Below are 19780 nucleotides of genomic sequence, written 5' to 3' on the forward strand. Positions count from 1 at the left end.
CCCCCCCCGCCGTGGCCGACTCCGCCGATGCCAGGGCACGCCCACAGGCACGCTCCTCGACGACGGAGCGTGTGCGGGTGACCGGTTCCACCGCCCCGGCACCGCAACTGGGCACCGGCCACGGCCAGCGCGAGCCGTCGCGGGTCCGCAACACCGCGTTCGAACGCGACACGGCCTTTCCGACGCAGCAGGTGCAGGTGCGTTACGACAGCGAGCGCAATCTGGTGGCACGCGGGATCATTCCAAGGTCACGCGCGCCGGTGCGCGACGAGCCGCAGGCCTTCCCGGGCCAATACGTGCCCGATCCCCCGCCGCAGCGCCGCCGCTGATCGCGCAGGTGCCTCACAGAAAACGGGCCGCTTTCGCGGCCCGTTCCGGTTTCAACCCCCGACGGCGGCGCCGTCGTCATGGATCACCACTCAGTGGTAATCCGGATAATCCTTGCGCATGGCCGCTTCGAAGTCGCGGACTTCGGTTTCAGCACGGTCGCGTGCCCAGCCATAGCGTTCCTGCAGGCGCCCTGCCAGGTACTCGGCATTGCCTTCGGCCACCTTGAAATCGTCGTCGGTCAGGTCGCCCCACTTGGCCTGCGCCTTGCCCTTGAGCTGCGTCCACTTGCCGGAAATGATGTCTTTGTTCATGGGTTCGCATCCTTGATTGCAACGGCCATCTCGCCGTAGGTCCAGAATGCGCGTGGTCGCGTTGCCGCGCGGTCAAGCAGCGATGAAACGCACGCTCACGAGCTTGAATGATTCACCACTGCACGCGTTGCGCCGCCATTTGGCGGACATGAAAAAGGCCGGGAAATCCCGGCCTTTTTCGTTGACGACTGATCGGTTGGATCAGTTGCCCTTGGCAGCGCCTTCGACCGTTTCACCGGCCTTCTGCACGTCCTTGCCGGCACCGGCAACGGTGTTGCAGCCGGACAGCATGGCCACCGAGAACATCGACAACAGCATCAGTGCGATAACACGCTTCATGGGGTTCTCCTGGTTGTTCAAATTCAATACCGAAATCCGGTCCCGCCTGTCAGAAGAGCACGCCAGCGCAGCTCCCCTTCCCGACCTGCAGTGCCGTGGGTTCAACCACACGGCGCCGCGTGAAGTGCAATCTGGCGGGAGAGGCGTGCAGCGGATGTGAATGCACGCAAATACGGTTCAGCCAGCCTTGCTCAATCGCGCATCAGCGTCGATTTTCCGAACAGGCTTTCGACCAGATCGACGGCCAGTTCGGCGGTGGCGTTGCGGTTGTCCAGCAGCGGATTCAGCTCGACGATGTCCAGCGAGCCCATGCGCCCGGTGTCGGCGATCATCTCCATCACCAGCTGCGCTTCGCGGTAGTTGACCCCGCCCGGCACCGTCGTGCCCACGCCCGGCGCGATGCTGGGGTCCAGGAAGTCCACGTCGAAGCTGACGTGCAGGTGCGTGTTGGCATCGATGCCGGCCAGCGCCGCCTCCATGGTGCGCTTCATGCCGGCTTCGTCGATGTAGCGCATGTCGTAGACATCCACCTGGTGCTGCTTGATCAGCCGCTTCTCTTCCTGGTCCACCGAGCGGATGCCGATCTGGTGTACCTGCTGCGGGCGGATCGCCGGGGCATCACCACCGAGGCGGGTCAGCGCGTCCGGGCCCAGCCCGCACAGGCAGGCCACCGGCATGCCGTGCACGTTGCCCGAGGGCGTGACCTCGCTGGTGTTGAAATCCGAATGCGCATCCAGCCACAGCACGCGCAGGTCCTTGCCCTGCTCGCGGCACCAGCGCGCGACCGCGGTGATCGAACCGATCCCCAGGCAGTGGTCGCCACCGAGCATGATCGGCATGCGGCCGGCCTGCAGTTCGGTGTAGGTCGCCTCCATCAGCGCGCGGTTCCAGGCCACCACCTCGTCCAGATGGCGGTAGCCCTGCACCGGCGCCGTCCACGGGTTGCGCGGGCCATCCAGGTTGCCGAGGTCGCGCACCTCCACGCCGCGCGCGGTGAGCGCGTCACCCAGGCCCGCGATGCGCAGGGCGTCCGGTCCCAGTCCTGCGCCACGGTGGCCCGCACCGATATCGGTGGGCACGCCAATCAGGGACACCGGGGAATACATCGCCATCGCTGTTGCCTCCATTGCAAAGAGGACCAGCATAGCCAGCGCGGCGTGATACGACTCGCGGCGCTGCAGCAGTCGTCATCGACTGTGCATCAATGGTGCCGGCACCCGGATTCGAACTGGGGACCTACCGCTTACAAGGCGGTTGCTCTACCAACTGAGCTATGCCGGCATGGGCATCGCGGCGGGAGGACCGTCGCGGAGCCGGGATTCTAGCGCAAGCGCGCGCATTCCAGCGAGCGTTGCTGGGCCGCACCGGTGCGCTGGCGGACCGCGGCGGCGCCGGTGCCATCGGCCAGGGTCGCATCCAGCCACCACTGTGCGCTGCCATCGCCCCCGCTGGCGACCATGGTCGCCTTGAAGCCGGCCGCGCTCAGGGCCGCCAGGCGGCGGTCCGCACCTTCCCGGTTGCGGTACTGGCCCAGCGCGATGGCATTGGCCTCTTCGCCCTGGGCAATGATGTAGTAATCACTCACCCCGGCCGCGACGATGCGTTTGACCGTGGCCTGCGCTTCTTCACGACTGGCAGCGGGCGGCAGCAGGACGCGGTAACGGGTGGCGCCGGCATCGGCGACCTCGCGCAGCCTGGCCCCACGCAGGGCTCCCCCGGCGCGTGACTGGGCGGCCTGGGCGGCAGCACGGTCAGCGAACGGCCCCAGGCTCACGCATTGGGCGGGCGTGGGGCTTGCGGTGATCGGAGCGGGTGTGGATGCCGGTACCGGAGCTGCCGCGACCGGGGCCGGTGCAGGCACGCTGGTGGCGGGCGCCGGTGCAGGCGTGTCAGCCACGGCGGCGGCTGGCTCGGCGGTGGCCGGCGCGGCCGTGGGCACCGGCGGCTGGGCCACCGGCGCGGAAGCGGGCGTGACGTCCTGCAGTGCCGGCGCGGCGTCCAGCGGCGTTGCGGCAGCCGGCGGCGCCTGCGTGGCCGGCAGCACTTCCAGCTGGGCCACACCGACCGGCGAAGCTGGCGGCGCGCTGACCGGTTCACCGCGCAGCAGCCACCACAGCGCGACACCGAGGTTGAGGATGACCAGGACGACGATCAGGGCACGGGTAAGCATCGGCTGATCCTAGCCTGCCGACGGCGGTTGGTGCACGGCCCAGCGGGCCAGCCCATCAAGCACCAGCGAGGGCTGGAACTCGGCATCGCCGAGCAGCGGCAGCAGCGCCGGTGCGCCGCCCCCGTGCACCAGCAGATGCGGCAGCGCGCCGAGGCGTTCACCGCCCTGCATGCGGCTGCGTTCAATCAAGGCCACCGCCGCACCATCACAGCCGGAGGCCAGCGCATCGGCGGTGTCGTTGGCGAACTCACTGTAGTCACCGCCTGCGGCCGGCAACTGCACGGCGCGCGCATGCAGCGCTTCGCGCATGGTGGTCGGCGAGGCGGCAATGCGCCCGCCGTGATGCTGGCCATCGGCGTCGAGCAGATCGATGGTGAGCGCGGTGCCCACCCCGGCGATCAGCACGGCCTGGCCCCGCGCCGCCACGGCCAGCAGTGCCAGGTAGCGGTCCACGCCGAAGCGGTTGGGGTCGGCGTAGGCGATCCGCACACCGGCGTACTCGGCCTCGGTACGCGCGACACGGACGTGGCGGAAGCGGGCCTGCAGCACATCCAGCATGGCGGCCGTCAGCGACGGCGCTGCGACGCTGGCGACATACGCGGTATCGCCCGAGGGCAGCGCCTCCAGTGCCACCGCAGGCATTGCTTCGGCGCCATGCGGCCATGCCTGCACGTCACCGGCGCGCACGCCCTGCAGTGGCGCGAACTTGAAGCGCGAATTGCCCAGGTCAAACAACCAGTCGCTCATTGCGCCCTCACGCTGACTTCGCCCGCATGGAAAACCCGTTCGCTGCCGTCGATACGCACGCGCAGTGCTCCGTCGTCGGCCAGTCCCAGTGCCGTGCCGGCAAACAGGACGCCGCCTTCTTCCACCTGCACCTCGCGCCCGGCCAGGCTGTCCAGCGCGGCGTAGCGGGCCAGGAACGGCGCCAGGCCCTGCTGCTCGAACGCGTCCAGTGCCGGCAGCAGCGCGGCCAGGATGCGGGCGACCACGGCATTGCGCGAGGTCTGTTCGCCACACAGCGTGTCCAGATCGGTCCACGGCTGGGTGATCTCCGCCGCGAAGGTGGCCGGCATGCGTACGTTGACGCCAAGCCCGATCACGGCCCGCGCAGGGCCGGCGAATTCACCGCCGCCTTCGATCAGCAGGCCACCGAGTTTGTGGCCGTCGACGACCAGGTCATTCGGCCACTTCAGCGCGACACCGCCGAAGCCTGCCTCGCGCAGTGCTTCGGCCACCGCGACACCGGCGACCAGGCTGAGCCCGCCCAGCCGCGACAGGCCACCGGCAAAGCCGCGTAATACTGAGAGGTAGACATGCGCCGCCAACGGCGAGGCCCACACCCGCCCCCGCCGCCCGCGGCCACGGGTCTGGCGCTCGGCCAGGAGCACCGCCACCCCGCGCTCCGGCGCGCTGCAACGCAACAATTCACTGTTTGTTGACGCCACCGACCAGGCGATCTCCAGCGAGGCCAGTTCCGCGGACACCGGGCCCGGCAGCGCAGCCTGGATGGCATCAGCCTCCAGCAGGTCCAATGGCTGCTGCAGCTGGTAGCCGTCACCGGCACGGCCGTCGATATCGACCCCGGCGGCTCTAAGTCCTTGAATCCGCTTCCAAATCGCGGCGCGGGTCTGGCCCAGTTCGCGCGCCAGCGCGTCGCCGGACAGGCGCCCGGCGCCCAGTTTGGCCAGCAGTTGGCGGTCGTCCACGGCAGCTTCCATCGGGTAAACGGGAAAAGTATGCGGGAAAGCCGCCGCCAGCGCCCACCGGAGGCCTTCCAATCCCTTGGGCGAATCGGGCTAGAATCGAGAACTTGACCCGCCCTGTGGATGTTGACGATGCGCCCGTTCGCCCATTGCCTGCTCCTCCTGATGGCCCCGCTGGCCGCGCACGCTTCCGATGCGCTCACCACGGCGGGCCGCGGCGCGTGTGTCTATTCGGGCAGCGAGAACGAGCGCAGTGCGCCCGCGTCGGCCTCGGCGGCCGCCGCCCCGGCCACCGTCAAGCCCAGCGCCAGCAGCGGTACCAGCACCGGCGGCGGTGGCGATGACGACGTACTGCCGCGCCTGCGTGCGCCGAAATGGCACAGCTTCCTGCCGGGTATGTTCCGCTGATCGAACGACTGTTGGGCTGGCTGCGCCGCACGCCACGCGAGATCGACCCCACCCTCTGGGACCGCACCTGCCGCCGCGCCGCGTGGCTGCAGCAGCTGGACCCAGCCCGCCGCGAGCGCCTGCGCGCCCTCGCCGCCCGCTTCCTGCACGAGAAGACGATCAGCCCGGCCGCCGAACTGCAGCTCGATGAGGCCGACGGCGTGCTGTTGGCCGCGCTGTGCTGCCTGCCGTTGCTGGAACTGGGCGAAATCGGCCTGCGTGGCTGGTCGCAGCTGATCGTCTATCCCGACGCGTTCCGCGTGCACCGCAGCCATGTGGATGCCGCCGGCGTGCTGCACGAATGGGACGACGCACTGATCGGGGAATCCTGGGACAGCGGTCCGCTGATTCTCTCCTGGGCCGACATCCAGGCCGACATCGCCGATCCCGAGGCCGGGTTCTGCGTGGCGGTGCATGAGATGGCGCACAAGATCGATGCGCTGGACGGGGCGATCGACGGCACGCCGCCGTTGCCGCGGGCGTGGCAGACGCAATGGGCAGCGGATTTCCAGCAGGCCTACGACACGTTCTGCGCCGAGGTGGACAGTGGTCGGCAGACGTTGATCGACCCCTACGCGTCCGAGGCGCCGGAAGAATTCTTCGCGGTGGTCAGCGAGTACCACTTCTCCGCACCGGCGCTGCTGGCGCGTGAGATGCCGGCGGTGGCCGGGCATCTGCAGCGGTTCTATGGACCGTCACCGCTGATGCGGTGAGGCGCGCCACGACCAACGGTCGTGGGCTGCCAGCGCCTTGGAAATGCCGGGCGATCCAGATCGATGATGCACCCTGCAGACCACGGGTAGGTACCGACCGCTGGTCGGTACGGCCGTTACGGCCCAGGCGGCAGCTTCACTTCAAAGCGCGCGCCACCCAGTTCCGGCGAACGCGTCACCTGCAGTTCGCCACGGTAATCCTTGATCAGGTCCTGCACGATCGACAGGCCGATGCCGTGGCCCTGCACGCGCTCATCGCCACGCACGCCACGCTGCAGCACCTTGGCGATGTCTTCCGGTGCGATGCCCGGGCCATCATCGTCCACCGAAAGCACCAGGCCTGCGCGACGCGCACCGGGCGCCGGCAACGGATGCGCGGTCAGCAGCACGCGGCGCTTGGCCCACTTGAAGGCGTTCTCCAGCAGGTTGCCGAGCAGCTCCTGCAGGTCACCAGGCTCGCCATGGAAACGCGCGGCCGGATCGATGTCGAATTCGCACAGCACGCCCTTCGAGGCATACACCTTCTCCAGGCCACGCACGATTTCTTCGGCGTTGGATTCGATCGGCAACGGCGCGGAGAACAGCTTGTGGCCGGACGACGCCGCGCGCGCCAGCTGGTAGGACACCAGGTTGTTCATGCGCCGCAGCTGCACGTCGAATTCTTCGCGCAGATCCTCATCGCGCGCGCCACTGTCGAGCTGCGTGCGCAACACCGCGAGCGGTGTCTTCAGGCTGTGCGCGAGATCGGCCAGGGTGTTGCGCTGGCGCTCGAGGTTCTCGCGCTCGCTCTCGATGAAGGCGTTGATGCTGTCGGTCAGCGGCTCCAGCTCGCGCGGATGGCGTTCGCTCATGCGCTCGGTTTCGCCGCGCTGGACCTTGGTCAGTTCGTTGATCACGCGCCGCATCGGGCGCAGGCTCCATTGCAGAATCACGGTCTGCAGCAACAGCAGGATCAGACCGATGCCACCCAGGTAGAACCACACCCGCCCGCGGAACACGCGCAGCTGCGCGCCGAGCGCGCGCGAGTCTTCGAGCACGTAGATCGTGTACGGGAATTCGGTGGCTGGGTCGGCGTCGGCATCCCAGACCAGGCCCATGCCATAGCGGTAGGCCGAGCCCTCGCTGCCGTCGATCTGGATCATCGGCAACGGGCCTTCGAAGACTTCCTGGCGCGGGGCCAGCATGCCGCCGCCCACGGTGGGCAGCATGGGGCCTTCGGCGGACATGGAGTTGCCCTTGCCGTCGGGCATCACGACCTGCAGATAGAGGCCGCTGCCGGGAACATCAAAGCGCGGATCCGGTGGCTGCTCGCGGATGTACAGCGAGCGGTCGCGGGTGAAGTCGATGCCGGCCGCGTAGGCGGTGGCGTAGTTCTTGAGGCGCTCGCGCAGGTTGGCCTTCGCGGTATCGGCGAAGGCGGCGTCCAGCGCGTAGCCGGCCAGGGCCAGGAAGGCCACCAGGCCCACCGAGGCGGCCAGCAGCTGGCGCGCCTGCAGTGAGCGCGGCCGCCAGCGTTTAAAGAACCACAGACGGCCGGACATCATCTATCGCCAGCCGCAGCTCAGCCTTCGTTGCGCGGAATGGCGAAGCGGTAACCGCGGCCACGCACGGTTTCGATCGGCTTGAGTTCGCCGTCGGCATCGAGCTTCTTGCGCAGGCGGCCGATGAAGACCTCCAGCACGTTCGAGTCGCGGTCGAAATCCTGCTGGTAGATGTGTTCGGTGAGATCGGCCTTGGAGACCAGTTCACCGGCATGCATCATCAGGTACTCGAGCACTTTGTACTCGTAGCTGGTGAGGTCCACATTGCTGCCGTTGACGCTGACCGTCTGCGCGGCAAGATCCAGCGCGACCGGGCCGCATTCCAGCGTCGGCTTGCTCCAGCCGGCAGCGCGGCGCAGCAGCGCATTGACGCGGGCCAGCAGCTCTTCCACGTGGAACGGCTTGACCAGGTAATCGTCGGCGCCCTGCTTGAGGCCCTCGACCTTGTCCTGCCAGCTTGAGCGCGCGGTCAGGATGAGCACGGGGAACTTCTTGCCCTCGTCGCGCAGCGCCTTGATCAGTTCCATGCCCGACATCTTGGGCAGGCCCAGATCGATGATGCCGACGTCGAACGGTACTTCGCGGCCCATGTACAGACCTTCCTCACCGTCCTGCGCAGCATCGACGGCAAAGCCTTCGCGCTTGAGCCGGGCTGCCAGTGTTTCCCGCAGCGGGGCTTCGTCTTCGACCAGAAGGATACGCATGAACTCTCCCTAGTGTCCTGGGTATGGCCCCATGGGGCCAGTGGGTAATGCAGATGACTGCGGACAACTATCCCTGTTCAGGGGTTATCGCCGCGTAGTGATGACATATCCGAGCGCGGCGTGCGGGGCTGTGAACGCGATGTCGCCGGATCGTCCATATAGCGGACGCGACCGCGATCGTCCATGTACTTCACCCGGTTGATATCGCGCCCATCGAAGGGCACGCGTTCGGCGCCGAGGATGTGTCCACCGGTAGTACGTTGCACCCGACGCACCGCGTCGGACAGCGAGCGCTCCTGCGGGCCACCACGTTCGGCCGTGCGCATCATCTCGGCACGGGCCGCTTCCGGCGGTGGCATCTGTGCCCACGCACTGCTGGAGGCAGCGGCGCCCGTCGCCAACAGGGCGAAGGCGGCAATGCGGCGGTGGCGGGTCACGGAGAACATCGGTCTGATCCTAGCGGAGCGCGGCTAAACGTTCAAAAGTTGTGAATCGGCAACCGCCAGCCTGGGCCGGCGCTTTACGAATCTTTAGCGAATTCTTGGTTTTAGCCAGTGAATCCGATCTGAACTTTTCCAGCTGCCTCCCCGCGCCGTTCATATAAGTGAACATTGGCGGTCAAAGCGGGATGCTTGTCAAGCCGACAAGGTGACGCGGCTCACGCGGCGACGCGTTCGGCCTGCGCCCGGGTCACTGCCAGCGCCTGCTCGATCAGGCTCCAGTCGGCCCCGACCCGGTGTGAGCCCTCGCTCAGGATCTGGCGGAAGGCGCGCCCACCGGGCTGCCCGTGGAATAGGCCCAGCAGGTGGCGGGTGATGTGCTTGAGCGCCAGCCCGCTGGCCAGCCGGGCCTCGATGTAGGGCTGCATCGCGCGCAGCAGGGCTTCGCGAGGTTGCAGCGCGGCGCCGGTCTGGGCGGCCTCGAGCTGATGCAGCACGTAGGGATCGTGGTAGGCCGCACGGCCCAGCATCACCCCGTCCAGGGCCGGCAGCTGGGCCTGCGCTGCCTCGACCGTGGCCAAGCCGCCGTTGAGGACGATCTGCAGCTGCGGGCGGTCGGTCTTGAGGCGGTGCGCCCAGTCGTACCGCAGCGGCGGCACTTCGCGGTTTTCCTTCGGCGACAGGCCCTTCAGCCACGCGTTGCGGGCATGTACCACGAACATCGCACTCCCGGCGTTGGCCGACTGATCGACGAAGTTGACGAAGTTTTCGTAGTCGTTGTCGTCATCTACGCCCAAGCGACATTTCACCGTGACCGGAATGTCCACCGCGGCAACCATCGCGCCCACGCACTCGGCGACCAGCGCCGGTTCGCGCATCAGGCAGGCACCGAAGCGGCCGGCCTGCACGCGGTCGGACGGGCAGCCGCAGTTGAGGTTGACCTCGTCGTAGCCCCATTCCTGCGCGATACGCGCCGCCTGGGCCAGCAGGGCCGGATCGCTGCCGCCCAGCTGCAGGGCCAGCGGATGCTCGCTGCCGTCGAAGCCGAGCAGGCGCTCGCGGTCGCCATGGATCACGGCGTTGGCGTGCACCATCTCGGTGTACAGCCGTGCGCCCGGTGCCAGCAACCGATGGAAGTACCGGCAGTGGCGGTCCGTCCAGTCCATCATCGGGGCGACGGACAGGCGCAGGGAGGCGGCGTAACGCGCGGCGGCGTCGGTGATCGGCTGGGTCATGGGGCGCGGGGCTGTCTGGATTCACTGGCAATGCCAGCGCAATCAATAGTTTACCCCCTTCCCATGAACGCTGCCCGAGAGTGCAGCCGGCGGCCGGATCGCGCGCGGAGTACCCGCCTGCAACGACGGCGGTAGACAATGCAGCCCTGCACGTCCCTCCCAGGCATCCATGCCCGCACTCCGTCTGCCCAGTTTCGACCCCACCACCGAGCAAGGCGTCCTGCGCCTGTCGATCGCCGCCTCCCTGGCGATGGCCGCCGCGGCCGTGGCGTTCGGGCTGTTGGCCAACTCCTCGCTGATCATCTTCGATGGCATCTACGGGCTGATCGACGTCGTGATGACCTGGCTGTCGCTGCTGGTGGTGCGCCTGATCAGCCTGTCGACCCACGTCGATACCCTGCAGTCGCGCTTGAACCAGCGCTTCACCATGGGCTTCTGGCACCTGGAACCGATCGTGCTCGGGGTCAGCGGCACGTTGATGATCGGCGCGGCGCTGTATGCCGCGGTCAATGCGGTGGATGCCCTGATGTCCGGCGGGCGTGAGATCGCGCTGGGGCCGGCGATCCTGTTCGCGGTGATTTCGATCGTGGCCGAAACCGGCCTGGCGCTGTTCGTGCGCCGGGCGAACCGGTCGATCGGCTCGGACTTCATTGCCCTGGATGCGAAGAACTGGGTCGTCGCAGCCAGCATGTCGGCGGCGTATCTGGTCGCCTTCGTCGGCGGCTATGTGCTGGGCGGCACGCCGTGGGCGTGGCTGGTGCCGTACATCGATCCGGCGATCCTGCTGGTGGTCTGCCTGTTCGTAGTGGTGGCGCCGATGGGCACGGTGCGGCAGGCACTGTCGGACATTCTGCTGATCACGCCGCTGGATCTGCAGACGCATGTCGATGAGGTTGCGCGCGATATCGTGGCCCGGCACGGTTTCCTGGAGTACCGCAGCTACGTGGCCAAGGTCGGGCGCGGTGAGCAGATCGAACTGTTCTTCGTGGTGCGCGCCGATGATCCGCCGCGGGCGCTGATCGAGTGGGACCGGTTGCGCGACGAGATCGGCGAGGCGCTGGGTGAGGAGTCGCCGGACCGCTGGCTGACCATCATGTTCACCACGGATCGGGAGTGGGCGATCTGAGCGGGACCGGCGTGCGTCGCGTTATCGCTCGGTGGCCACACTGCCCTGCTTCCACTGCCGTGGCGACTGCCCGGTCTGCGCCTTGAACGCGCGCGACAACGCGGCTTCGCTACCGTAGCCCACATCGATGGCGATGCGCTTGAGCGGATGGCCGCGGCGTAGCGCCTGCTGTACCAGGCGAGTGCGCCAGCCCTGCAGATAGTGCCCGGGCGTGCTGCCGATGGTGTCGCGGAAGCTGTCGGCGAAGGCGCTGCGTGACATGCCGGCGCGCTGCGCGAGCGACTCCAGCGTCCACTCGTCGGCGGGTGCTTCATGCATGGCCACCAGCGCGTGGCGCAGGCGCGGATGGGCCATGCCGGCCAGCAGGCCGACGCGGATCTGGCCACTCTCCATCAGCGCGCGCAGGATCTGGATCACCACCACTTCAAACAGGCGATCCAGCAGCGCCTGGCGGCCACAGCGCTGCGCGAAGGCTTCTTCGAACAACAGCGACAGCACCGGCTGGCCGCCATACAGGCCGTCCAGCGGCAGGCAGACGACCGGCGGCAGTGCAGCGGCGACCGGATTGTTGGCGCCGCCTTCGAACTGCAGGTTGGCGCAGGCAAAGTCGGCCCCCCGGGTGGCATCGGTGACGAAGCGGTGCGCGAGCGGGCGCGGGTACAGCAGTACGCTGGGCGTGGTGATCTGCAGCGTGCTGCCGTCCGGGTGCTCGACGCGCACATCGCCCTCGCGGATCAGATGCAGCTGGCCACGCTCGCCATCGCCCGGCAAATCGTTGATGCCGCACAGCGCGCCGGCGTGGAAGACTTCGGCAGAGACCGCGAAACGGTCCAGCAGGGATTGCAGTCGGTCGACCATGGCGGACTCCAGATCAAGTTTTCTGGACGAAATGTTGCCATAAGTACGGCTCAGGCGCGCAAAGTACACCTGCCATCTGGCCCACCCCTTTCACTCCGCAGGAGATTCCCATGTCCATTGCCAACGTTCTGTACACCGCCCAGGCCACTGCCAACGGCGGCCGCGACGGCCGCGCCGTCTCTTCCGACAACGTGCTGGACATCCAGCTCTCCACCCCGCGCGAGCTGGGCGGTGCGGGCGGCCCGGGCACCAACCCGGAACAGCTGTTCGCCGCCGGTTACTCGGCCTGCTTCCTGGGCGCGCTGAAGTATGTGGCCGGCCAGGCCAAGGTCGCTCTGCCGGCTGAAACGCAGATCACCGGCAAGGTCGGCATCGGCCAGATCCCGACCGGCTTCGGCATCGAAGTGGCGCTGGAGATCTCGGTTCCGGGCCTGCCGCGCGAGCAGGTCGAAGAACTGGTGCAGAAGGCCCACATCGTGTGCCCGTACTCCAACGCGACCCGCGGCAACATCGACGTGACGCTGACGGTGGTCTGAAAAAAAATGGGCGGCTGCCTGACTTGATCGTCTGGCAACCGCCCATCCCACCGCGGTGGATCCCGTGGGCGTACCCATGGGATGCATCTTGTTCTGTTGCAAAGACCAACGGTCGTTGCATACCGGTGAAGCCGGATGTCGCCGGTGTCGATAGTGACGTTGCCGGCCAGCGGCCGGCACTACCCGCTACTTGTCGTGCGTGATCAGCTGCACCACGCTGGAGAAATCCAGCTTGCCGCGACCGGCCTGGTGATTCATCGAATACAGGTTGCGGGCCAGCTCGCCCAGCGGGATCGAGGCGCCGACGCTCATCGCCGCTTCCACCGCCAGGCCCATGTCCTTGAGCATCAGGTCGCTGCCGAAGCCGCCGCTGTAGCCGCGCGAAGCCGGGGCGTTTTCGAGCACGCCGGGCCACGGGTTGCACATTTCGGTCGCCCAGCTGCGGCCCGTACTGACCGCCATCATCTGCGAGAGCACCTTCGGGTCCAGCCCGTGCGCGACGCCCAGCGCTATCGACTCACCGGTCACCGCCATGATCACGCCCAGCGCCATGTTGTTGCACAGCTTGGCGACCTGGCCGGCACCGCTCGCGCCGACATGGAAGATGTTCTTGCCCATCGCCTGCAGCAGCGGGCGCGCGCGCTCCAGGGCCTCGGCTTCACCACCGACGATGAAGGTCAGGGTGCCGGCCTGGGCACCGGCAGTGCCGCCGGAGACCGGGGCGTCCAGCATCTGCAGGCCACGTGCCGCGGCCGCTTCTGCGACCTTGCGGGCGGTGGCCGGCGCGATGGTGCTGCAGTCGATGACCAGCGCGCCGCCGGGGATATCGGCCAGCAGGCCGTCGTCACCGAGGTAGACGCCTTCGACGTGGCGGCTGGCCGGCAGCATCGAGATGACGATCTCGGCCCCGGTCAGCGTATCCAGTGCCGAGCTGGCGGCGGTGGCGCCGGCATCGACGGCGGCCTGCACGGCGGCGGGCACCAGGTCGAACACCCGCACCGCGTGGCCGGCCTTGGCCAGGTTGGCGGCCATCGGGCCACCCATGTTGCCCAACCCGATGAATGCAATACGGCTCATGCGTGGCTCCTTTCAGGGACGGTGGCACCGAGGTCGGCCAGCGGATGCGCGGCATCGGACCACGGCGAAACGAAGAAGGTGCGGGCCCACTCGGCCGTGGCTTCGGCCAGCGTGCGCGGCTGCCACTGCGGGGTGCGGTCCTTGTCGATCAGCAGTGCGCGGATGCCTTCGGCGAAGTCGCCATGGGCGGCCGCATGCAGGGCTGCGATGTATTCGATGCGGTAGACCTCGGCCAGCGAGGCACCCTCGGCCAGGCGCTGCAGCTCGAACGCGAGCCGCGCCGAGCCGGGCGCACCGGCGGCAAGTGTGGCTTTCGCAGTGCTCAGCCAGGCATCGTCCGTTTCCAGCGCAAGAATCGCCTCGACGATCGCACCAACGTCGTCACCGGCGCACAGCGCGTCCACGGTGGTGGCATTGCGCAGCAGCGGGCCGGTGGCAGCGTCGCTGGCATGCTGCTGCAGCAGCGCGGTCAGTTGCTCATGGTTGCGCTTGGCCTCGCGGCTCCAGTGCACGTCCGCCAGCGCGTTGAACACAGTCTCGCGCTGTGCCTCGGCGATGTGGATATCGGCCAGGCCGGCATAGATCGCATCGCCGGCGTTGAGCGGCGCACCGGTCAGGGCCAAGAACAGCCCGCCGTGGCCGGGTACGCGCGGCAGCAGCCAGCTGCCGCCCACGTCCGGGAACAGGCCCACGGTGATCTCCGGGAACGCCAGCCTGGAGCGCTCGCTGACCACCCGGTGGCTGGCCCCGGACATCAGGCCGATGCCACCGCCCATCACGATGCCATGGCCCCAGCACAGGATCGGCTTGGGATAGGTGTGGATCGCGTAGTCGACGCGGTACTCGACGTCGAAGAATTCGGCCGCGTAGGCGTTGTCGCGGATATCGGTCTTCCCGCTGTCGCGGTACTCGACCATGCTGCGATACAGGCTGTGCAGGTCGCCGCCGGCGCAGAAGGCTTTTTCGCCGGCGCCCTGCAGCACGACCAGCGCGATGCCGTCATCAACGGCCCAGGCCTCCAGCCGCTCGCGCAGCAGGTGCGCCATCGGCAGCGAGAACCCGTTGAGCGTGCGCGGGGCATTGAGCGTGGCGATGCCGATGCGCGTGCCGTTGGCGGCGGCGCGCTCTTCGAACAGCACCGGCGCCTCGTCGTTGACGACGGCGGTGCTCATGCGTTCTTCCACTGCGCGGCGCGCTTTTCCAGGAAGGCATTCACGCCTTCGGCCTGGTCGGCGCTGTCGAACAGATCAACGAAGGCCTCGCGCTCGGCCACCAGCGCCGAGGCGTGGGTGCCGGTGCGGGTGGCCTGCACCAGCGTCTTGCACGCGGCGATGCTGGTCGGGCTCTGCTTGCCCGCCTTGTGCGCCCACGCCAGCGCCAGTGCCTTGGCTTCGCCCTTGGCGACCTTTTCTTCCACCAGGCCGATACGCAGTGCGGTGTCCGCATCGATGCGCTCGCCCAGCAATATCATGCGCTTGGCCCAGCCTTCGCCCACCAGGCGCGGCAGGTTCTGGGTGCCGCCGGCGCACGGCAGCAGGCCGACGGTGGCCTCCGGCAGGGCCACCTGGGCGTGTTCTTCGATGATGCGCAGGTCGCAGGCCAGCGCGCATTCCAGACCGCCGCCCATCGCGTAGCCGTTGATCGCCGCGATGGAGACACCACGGAAACCGGACAGCGCTTCAAAGGCTTCGCCGAAGCGACGTGCGGCTTCGCGTGCGGCGGCCTTGTCGCCGGAGGCGAACTGCTTGAGGTCGGCACCGGCCGAGAAAAACTTCTCGCCATCGCCGGTGATCACCAGCGCGTAGATATCGCGGTCCGCATTGAGCGCACCGACCAGATCGCGCAGCGCCGAGAGGCTGTGCACGGTCCAGGTATGCGCCGGCGGGTTATCGAGGGTGATGACCGCGACGTGGCCATCGGCCTCGACCTTCAGGCCGACGTGATCATGCTGGCGCCACTCCATCATCGCAGTTCCTCTTCAGTGTTGAGCAGGTGGCGGGCCACGATCACACGCATGATCTCGTTGGTGCCCTCCAGGATCTGGTGCACGCGCGAATCGCGCAGCAGCCGTTCGATCGGGTATTCACGGATATAGCCGTAGCCGCCGTGGATCTGCAGCGCGTCGTTGCAGATGTTGAAACCGGCATCGGTGGCGAAGCGCTTGGCCATCGCGCACCACACATTGGCATCGCTGGCGCCGGCGTCGAGCTTGCGCGCGGCGGTGTGCACCATCTGCCGTGCGGCGACCAGCTGGGTGGCCATGTCGGCCAGCTTGAACTGCAGCGCCTGGAACTCGGACAGCGCCTTGCCGAACTGGCGGCGCTCGCCCATATAGCGGCGGGCGGCATCCACGGCGCCCTGGGCCGCGCCCAGCGAGCACGCGGCGATGTTGATGCGGCCGCCGTCCAGGCCCTTCATGGCCAGCTTGAAGCCACTGCCTTCCTCGCCGAGCAGATGGCTGACCGGCACGCGTACATTCTCGAACGTGATGCCACGGGTCGGCTGGCTGTTCCAGCCCATCTTCTCTTCCTTGCGGCCATAGCTGATGCCGGGCAGATCGGCCGGCACCGCGATCGCGCTGATACCACCGGCCCCGGCGCCGCCGGTGCGCGCCATCACCACCAGCAGCTCGGTGGCACCGGCGCCGGAGATGAAGGCCTTGGAACCGTTGAGCACGTAGTGGTCGCCATCACGCACCGCGCTGGTCTTCAGCGAGGCCGCGTCCGAGCCGGCCCCCGGCTCGGTCAGGCAGTACGAGGCCAGCTTGATGCCGGACGACAAGTCTGCGCCCCATTCGGCACGCAGGCTCTCCTGGCCCCATTTGGCCACCATCCACGACGCCATGTTGTGGATGCTGACATAGGCCGCCGTGGACGGGTCCACATTGGCGAGCTCCTCGATGACGACGGCGGCGTCCAGACGGCTCAAGCCGCTGCCGCCGACCTCGGGGTCCATGTACAACCCACAGAACCCGAGTTCCCCTGCCTTGGCGATCGCCTCGCGCGGAAAGATGCCCTCCGCATCCCATCGCGCGGCGTGCGGCGCCAGTTCGGCCTGGGCGAAGTCACGCGCTGCCTCTCTATAGGCCTGCTGCGCTTCGTCGAGTTCCGTCGTCATCGAGTGGCTCATGGTCGAACTCCGTTGTTGCTGGTGCTTACTTCAGGCTGATGGTGGTGTTGACGCCATGACCCAGCGTCTCGTCATCGAACCAGCGCGAGGTGATCGTCTTGGTCTGGGTGTAGAACATCACCACCTGCTTGCCGTACGGGCCCAGGTCGCCGAGCTTGGAAGCGCGCGAGCCGGTGAACGAGAACAGCGGCACCGGCACCGGGATCGGCACGTTGATGCCGACCTGGCCGACGTCGATGTCTTCCTGGAACTTGCGGGCGGCCGCGCCGGACTGGGTGAACAGCGCGGTGCCGTTGCCGTTCGGGTTGGCGTTGATCAGTTCGATGGCGTCTTCCAGCGTGTCCGCTTCCAGGATCACCAGCACCGGCCCGAAGATTTCCTCGTCGTACACGCGCATGCCCGGCTTGACGCCGGCGAAGATGGTCGGGCCAACGAAGTTGCCCTTCTCGAACCCATCGACCTGCGGATTGCGGCCGTCGAGCACCAGCTTGGCGCCCTGCTCCACGCCCGAGGCGATCAGGCCTTCGACACGCTCACGCGCGGCGCAGGAGATCACCGGGCCGACATCGGTACCGGCCACGCTGCCACCGCTGACCTTCAGCGTCTTGGCCTTGGCCACCAGGTCCGGCACCCAATCGCGCGCTTCGCCGACCAGCACCAGGGTGGAGGCGGCCATGCAGCGCTGGCCGGCCGCACCAAAGGCGGCACCGACCATCGCGTTGAGGCTCTGTTCCTTGTTGGCGTCCGGCAGCACCACGGCGTGGTTCTTGGCGCCCATCATGCACTGCACGCGCTTGCCGGCCAGCGAGGCACGGTTGTACACGTGGGTGCCGACGCGGGTGGAACCGACGAACGAAACGGCCTTGATGTCCGGGTGATCGCAGATCGCGTTGACCACGTCTTCGCCACCGTGCACGACATTCAGCACGCCCTTGGGGATGCCGGCTTCCAGCGCCAGTTCAACCAGGCGCATGGTGACCATCGGGTCCTGTTCGGACGGCTTGAGGATGAAGGTATTGCCGGTGGCGATCGCCATCGGGAACATCCACAGCGGAATCATCGCCGGGAAGTTGAACGGGGTGATGCCCGCGCAGACACCCAGCGGCTGCAGCAGGGTGTAGGTGTCCACGCCGTTGGCCACGTTGTTGGCCAGCTCGCCCAGCTGCAGGTTGCCGATCGCGGCGGCGTGCTCGACCACTTCCAGGCCGCGGAACACATCACCTTCGGCATCCGGCACGGTCTTGCCCTGCTCGGCGCTGAGGATGTGGGCCAGCTCGCTCATGTTCTCGCGGATCAGCTGCTGGTACTTCAGGAAGATGCGCGCACGGGTGCCGATCGGGGTCTTGCGCCAGGTCTTGAACGCTTCCTTGGCCGAGGCGACGGCGGCGTCGACTTCGCCGGGGGTGGCAAACGGGACCTGGGCCAGGACGTCCTGGGTGGCCGGATTGACCACGTTCTGCCAATGCGAGCTGGCCGATTCGATGAACTGGCCATCGATCAACATGCGGATACGGGGCGCTGCAACAGTCATGGACAATCCCGGCGGGTCGAAAGTTGTTGGCATTATTCACAGTGCCACCCTCGATTTCCGGGCTGTATGCGCTTAATCTGGCCAATGTCCGCTACGATTCTTGTGAATTCTGTGAATAGCCAGCCCGTCCAACGCCAGATCGGCCTGCGCCTGCTCAAGCTGCGCGAGCAGCGGGGCTACAGCCAGCTCGCGCTGGCCAAGGCCCTGGGGCTGTCGGCCAGCTACCTGAACCAGATCGAGCGGAACAAGCGGCCGTTGACCCCGGCGGTGCAGGGCAAGCTGCGCGAGGTGCTGGGTGACGTCAGTGAACTGTTCGAGGTCGATGATCCCGGCGCGCTGCAGGAGTCGCTGGGCGAGACCCTGCGCGATCTGGGCCTGGCCGATGTCAGCAGCACCGAGCTGCGCGCCATGGCCGGCAACCTGCCGCAGATCAGCCGCGCCCTGCTCGACCTGCACCGCCGCCACCTGATGCTGCGCGAGCATGCCGCCGCGCTGGAGTTCCAGCTGGGCGATGTACATGCCGGGCAGGCGCTGCCCGCAGGCGACCAGGTACGTGACTTCTTCAACCGCATGCACAACCACATCCCCGAGCTGGACGACCTGGCCGAGCAGCTGTTCAGCGAATGGGGGCTGGTGGCCGGGCATGTCGCGCCGCGCCTGCGCCAGTTGCTGGCCGACCGCCATGGCGTGCTGGTGGAAGTGGGACCGCTGCAGGCTGGCCGCGAGAAGCGCGTCTACGATGGCGGCAGCCGCACCCTGTGGCTGCCCGATTACCTTGAACCGGGCCAGCAGGCGTTCCAGATGGCCGCCGAACTCGCCCTGCTTGGCTACGCCGCGCAGATCGATGCGGTGATCGCACGCGCGGGCTTCGGCGAAGCGGAGCAGATCGCCCAGGCGCGGATCGGCATGTCCAACTACTTCGCCGGCGCGCTGGTGATGCCGTACGCGCAGTTCCTGCGTGCCGCCGAGCACAGCGCGTATGACATCGATGCGCTTGCCCATCGCTTCGGCGTCGGCTTCGAGGCGGTCTGCCATCGCTTGAGCACGCTGGCCCGGCGCAGCGCGCCCGGCCTGCCGTTCTTCTTCATCCGCGTGGACCGCGCCGGCAATGTCTCCAAGCGGCACTCGGCCACCGACTTCCACTTCTCACAGGTGGGCGGCTCGTGCCCGCTGTGGATCGTGTACGAAGCCTTCAACCAGCCAGGCCGCGTGCTGACCCAGACCGCGCGCATGCCGGACGGGCGCCGCCACTTCTGGCTGGCGCGGCAGGTGAGCAGCGGCCCGATCGGGCACGGCCAGCCGCGCAAGACCTTCGCGGTGGCACTGGGCTGCGACCTGCAGCATGCCGAGCGGTTGATCTACACACGCGGTCTGGATATCCAGAGCCCGGGCAACTCGGTCTCGATCGGCCCGGGCTGCCGGGTGTGCCCGCGCGAAGACTGCATGCAGCGCGCGTTCCCACAGCTGCCGGGACGTGGGTAGCGTCGACCGTTGGTCGACTTGCCTCGGTGCCCAGAATGGCTGACCCGTCGCGAAGAGCCGCCGACCAACGGTCGGCTCTACCGGTCATGTGACGTGTCATGGGCA

21 protein-coding genes, 1 tRNA gene and 1 pseudogene are annotated in these 19780 nt (G+C 67.7%); 6 read left to right on the forward strand and 17 right to left on the reverse strand.

Annotated elements, in window-relative coordinates:
* A pseudogene (locus tag OC373_RS13555) lies at positions 1-329 on the forward strand (hypothetical protein); the annotation flags it as partial.
* 90 nt (positions 330-419) lie between these two features.
* Here the strand turns inward: OC373_RS13555 and OC373_RS13560 are convergent.
* The 7 genes from OC373_RS13560 to birA all read right to left on the reverse strand — a co-directional run bounded on the left by OC373_RS13560 (position 420) and on the right by birA (position 4859).
* Positions 420-641 carry a CsbD family protein gene (locus OC373_RS13560; RefSeq protein ID WP_019185523.1) on the reverse strand — a complete coding sequence of 74 codons (222 nt, stop codon included), beginning with the start codon at positions 639-641 and terminating at the stop codon, positions 420-422.
* Between the two features lie 201 nt (positions 642-842).
* Positions 843-980, reverse strand: coding sequence for an entericidin A/B family lipoprotein (locus tag OC373_RS13565; protein WP_019185522.1), 138 nt, complete (start codon positions 978-980; stop codon positions 843-845).
* 191 nt (positions 981-1171) lie between these two features.
* Complete coding sequence (gene rocF, locus OC373_RS13570) at positions 1172-2092, reverse strand: arginase (protein WP_019185521.1); 921 nt, start codon at positions 2090-2092, stop codon at positions 1172-1174.
* Between the two features lie 93 nt (positions 2093-2185).
* A tRNA-Thr gene (locus tag OC373_RS13575) sits at positions 2186-2261 on the reverse strand.
* A gap of 40 nt (positions 2262-2301) precedes the next feature.
* Positions 2302-3150, reverse strand: a complete 849-nt coding sequence (locus OC373_RS13580; RefSeq protein WP_261997854.1) for an SPOR domain-containing protein — start codon at positions 3148-3150, stop codon at positions 2302-2304.
* 9 nt (positions 3151-3159) lie between these two features.
* Positions 3160-3897: a type III pantothenate kinase gene (locus OC373_RS13585; RefSeq protein WP_261997855.1), complete on the reverse strand. Its 738-nt coding sequence runs from the start codon at positions 3895-3897 to the stop codon at positions 3160-3162.
* Complete coding sequence (gene birA / locus OC373_RS13590; protein ID WP_026070148.1) at positions 3894-4859, reverse strand: bifunctional biotin--[acetyl-CoA-carboxylase] ligase/biotin operon repressor BirA; 966 nt, start codon at positions 4857-4859, stop codon at positions 3894-3896. Before birA ends, OC373_RS13585 begins: the two co-directional genes overlap by 4 nt.
* A gap of 129 nt (positions 4860-4988) precedes the next feature.
* On the opposite strand from birA, the gene OC373_RS13595 reads away from it, so the two are divergent.
* Together OC373_RS13595 and OC373_RS13600 are read left to right on the forward strand one after the other, a co-directional pair.
* Positions 4989-5264: a hypothetical protein gene (locus OC373_RS13595; RefSeq protein WP_026070147.1), complete on the forward strand. Its 276-nt coding sequence runs from the start codon at positions 4989-4991 to the stop codon at positions 5262-5264.
* Positions 5231-6016, forward strand: coding sequence for a M90 family metallopeptidase (locus OC373_RS13600; RefSeq protein ID WP_019185516.1), 786 nt, complete (start codon positions 5231-5233; stop codon positions 6014-6016). Before OC373_RS13595 ends, OC373_RS13600 begins: the two co-directional genes overlap by 34 nt.
* Positions 6017-6132: 116 nt before the next feature.
* Here the strand turns inward: OC373_RS13600 and OC373_RS13605 are convergent, their stop codons facing one another.
* From OC373_RS13605 to dusA, 4 genes are all read right to left on the reverse strand, one after another.
* Positions 6133-7557 carry a sensor histidine kinase gene (locus OC373_RS13605; RefSeq protein WP_019185515.1) on the reverse strand — a complete coding sequence of 475 codons (1425 nt, stop codon included), beginning with the start codon at positions 7555-7557 and terminating at the stop codon, positions 6133-6135.
* A 20-nt stretch (positions 7558-7577) separates the two neighbouring features.
* A complete protein-coding gene (locus tag OC373_RS13610; protein WP_019185514.1) occupies positions 7578-8261 on the reverse strand; it encodes a response regulator transcription factor in 684 nt (227 codons plus the stop codon).
* Positions 8262-8338: 77 nt separating this feature from the next.
* The gene (locus tag OC373_RS13615; protein WP_046272358.1) at positions 8339-8707 is read right to left on the reverse strand and encodes a hypothetical protein; all 369 of its coding nucleotides are present in this window, start codon (positions 8705-8707) and stop codon (positions 8339-8341) included.
* Positions 8708-8919: 212 nt separating this feature from the next.
* Positions 8920-9936 (reverse strand): tRNA dihydrouridine(20/20a) synthase DusA, encoded by a 1017-nt coding sequence (dusA, locus tag OC373_RS13620; RefSeq protein WP_070426419.1) that lies wholly within the window; start codon positions 9934-9936, stop codon positions 8920-8922.
* Positions 9937-10105: 169 nt separating this feature from the next.
* On the opposite strand from dusA, the gene OC373_RS13625 reads away from it, so the two are divergent.
* Entirely contained in the window at positions 10106-11062 is a 957-nt protein-coding gene (locus tag OC373_RS13625) for a cation transporter (RefSeq protein ID WP_070426418.1), read from the forward strand.
* 21 nt (positions 11063-11083) lie between these two features.
* Here OC373_RS13625 and OC373_RS13630 read toward each other — a convergent pair whose 3' ends face one another.
* The gene (locus tag OC373_RS13630; protein ID WP_261997856.1) at positions 11084-11920 is read right to left on the reverse strand and encodes an AraC family transcriptional regulator; all 837 of its coding nucleotides are present in this window, start codon (positions 11918-11920) and stop codon (positions 11084-11086) included.
* Between the two features lie 110 nt (positions 11921-12030).
* Here OC373_RS13630 and OC373_RS13635 point away from each other — a divergent pair, with 110 nt between their 5' ends.
* Positions 12031-12456 carry an organic hydroperoxide resistance protein gene (locus OC373_RS13635; protein WP_019185509.1) on the forward strand — a complete coding sequence of 142 codons (426 nt, stop codon included), beginning with the start codon at positions 12031-12033 and terminating at the stop codon, positions 12454-12456.
* Positions 12457-12642: 186 nt separating this feature from the next.
* Here OC373_RS13635 and mmsB read toward each other — a convergent pair whose 3' ends face one another.
* The 5 genes from mmsB to OC373_RS13660 are packed head-to-tail and all read right to left on the reverse strand — an operon-like array spanning position 12643 to position 18193.
* Entirely contained in the window at positions 12643-13533 is an 891-nt protein-coding gene (gene mmsB, locus OC373_RS13640) for a 3-hydroxyisobutyrate dehydrogenase (protein ID WP_261997857.1), read from the reverse strand.
* Positions 13530-14705: an enoyl-CoA hydratase/isomerase family protein gene (locus tag OC373_RS13645; protein WP_261997858.1), complete on the reverse strand. Its 1176-nt coding sequence runs from the start codon at positions 14703-14705 to the stop codon at positions 13530-13532. The genes mmsB and OC373_RS13645 overlap by 4 nt, the downstream gene beginning before the upstream one ends.
* Positions 14702-15499: an enoyl-CoA hydratase gene (locus tag OC373_RS13650; protein WP_019185506.1), complete on the reverse strand. Its 798-nt coding sequence runs from the start codon at positions 15497-15499 to the stop codon at positions 14702-14704. Before OC373_RS13650 ends, OC373_RS13645 begins: the two co-directional genes overlap by 4 nt.
* Positions 15496-16662 carry an acyl-CoA dehydrogenase family protein gene (locus OC373_RS13655; protein ID WP_019185505.1) on the reverse strand — a complete coding sequence of 389 codons (1167 nt, stop codon included), beginning with the start codon at positions 16660-16662 and terminating at the stop codon, positions 15496-15498. The genes OC373_RS13650 and OC373_RS13655 overlap by 4 nt, the downstream gene beginning before the upstream one ends.
* Before the next feature lie 25 nt (positions 16663-16687).
* Complete coding sequence (locus tag OC373_RS13660) at positions 16688-18193, reverse strand: CoA-acylating methylmalonate-semialdehyde dehydrogenase (protein ID WP_261997859.1); 1506 nt, start codon at positions 18191-18193, stop codon at positions 16688-16690.
* Between the two features lie 111 nt (positions 18194-18304).
* On the opposite strand from OC373_RS13660, the gene OC373_RS13665 reads away from it, so the two are divergent.
* The gene (locus OC373_RS13665) at positions 18305-19675 is read left to right on the forward strand and encodes a short-chain fatty acyl-CoA regulator family protein (protein WP_261997949.1); all 1371 of its coding nucleotides are present in this window, start codon (positions 18305-18307) and stop codon (positions 19673-19675) included.
* The last annotated feature ends 105 nt before the right edge of the window (positions 19676-19780 follow it).

Origin of the sequence: Stenotrophomonas sp. Ste96, assembly GCF_024519495.1 — a bacterium.
GTDB classification, from domain to species: domain Bacteria; phylum Pseudomonadota; class Gammaproteobacteria; order Xanthomonadales; family Xanthomonadaceae; genus Stenotrophomonas; species Stenotrophomonas bentonitica_A.

What these genes read in the sequence shown, in the direction of transcription:
- OC373_RS13560 (WP_019185523.1), bottom strand. Translation starts at nt 641, where the DNA reads ATGAACAAAGACATCATTTCCGGCAAGTGGACGCAGCTCAAGGGCAAG.
- mmsB (WP_261997857.1), bottom strand. Translation starts at nt 13,533, where the DNA reads ATGAGCCGTATTGCATTCATCGGGTTGGGCAACATGGGTGGCCCGATG.
- OC373_RS13595 (WP_026070147.1), top strand. Translation starts at nt 4,989, where the DNA reads ATGCGCCCGTTCGCCCATTGCCTGCTCCTCCTGATGGCCCCGCTGGCC.
- OC373_RS13600 (WP_019185516.1), top strand. Translation starts at nt 5,231, where the DNA reads ATGGCACAGCTTCCTGCCGGGTATGTTCCGCTGATCGAACGACTGTTG.
- OC373_RS13635 (WP_019185509.1), top strand. Translation starts at nt 12,031, where the DNA reads ATGTCCATTGCCAACGTTCTGTACACCGCCCAGGCCACTGCCAACGGC.
- OC373_RS13605 (WP_019185515.1), bottom strand. Translation starts at nt 7,557, where the DNA reads ATGTCCGGCCGTCTGTGGTTCTTTAAACGCTGGCGGCCGCGCTCACTG.
- dusA (WP_070426419.1), bottom strand. Translation starts at nt 9,936, where the DNA reads ATGACCCAGCCGATCACCGACGCCGCCGCGCGTTACGCCGCCTCCCTG.
- OC373_RS13565 (WP_019185522.1), bottom strand. Translation starts at nt 980, where the DNA reads ATGAAGCGTGTTATCGCACTGATGCTGTTGTCGATGTTCTCGGTGGCC.
- OC373_RS13630 (WP_261997856.1), bottom strand. Translation starts at nt 11,920, where the DNA reads ATGGTCGACCGACTGCAATCCCTGCTGGACCGTTTCGCGGTCTCTGCC.
- OC373_RS13660 (WP_261997859.1), bottom strand. Translation starts at nt 18,193, where the DNA reads ATGACTGTTGCAGCGCCCCGTATCCGCATGTTGATCGATGGCCAGTTC.
- OC373_RS13615 (WP_046272358.1), bottom strand. Translation starts at nt 8,707, where the DNA reads ATGTTCTCCGTGACCCGCCACCGCCGCATTGCCGCCTTCGCCCTGTTG.
- OC373_RS13625 (WP_070426418.1), top strand. Translation starts at nt 10,106, where the DNA reads ATGCCCGCACTCCGTCTGCCCAGTTTCGACCCCACCACCGAGCAAGGC.
- OC373_RS13580 (WP_261997854.1), bottom strand. Translation starts at nt 3,150, where the DNA reads ATGCTTACCCGTGCCCTGATCGTCGTCCTGGTCATCCTCAACCTCGGT.
- OC373_RS13650 (WP_019185506.1), bottom strand. Translation starts at nt 15,499, where the DNA reads ATGATGGAGTGGCGCCAGCATGATCACGTCGGCCTGAAGGTCGAGGCC.
- OC373_RS13655 (WP_019185505.1), bottom strand. Translation starts at nt 16,662, where the DNA reads ATGAGCCACTCGATGACGACGGAACTCGACGAAGCGCAGCAGGCCTAT.
- rocF (WP_019185521.1), bottom strand. Translation starts at nt 2,092, where the DNA reads ATGGCGATGTATTCCCCGGTGTCCCTGATTGGCGTGCCCACCGATATC.
- OC373_RS13610 (WP_019185514.1), bottom strand. Translation starts at nt 8,261, where the DNA reads ATGCGTATCCTTCTGGTCGAAGACGAAGCCCCGCTGCGGGAAACACTG.
- OC373_RS13645 (WP_261997858.1), bottom strand. Translation starts at nt 14,705, where the DNA reads ATGAGCACCGCCGTCGTCAACGACGAGGCGCCGGTGCTGTTCGAAGAG.
- OC373_RS13585 (WP_261997855.1), bottom strand. Translation starts at nt 3,897, where the DNA reads ATGAGCGACTGGTTGTTTGACCTGGGCAATTCGCGCTTCAAGTTCGCG.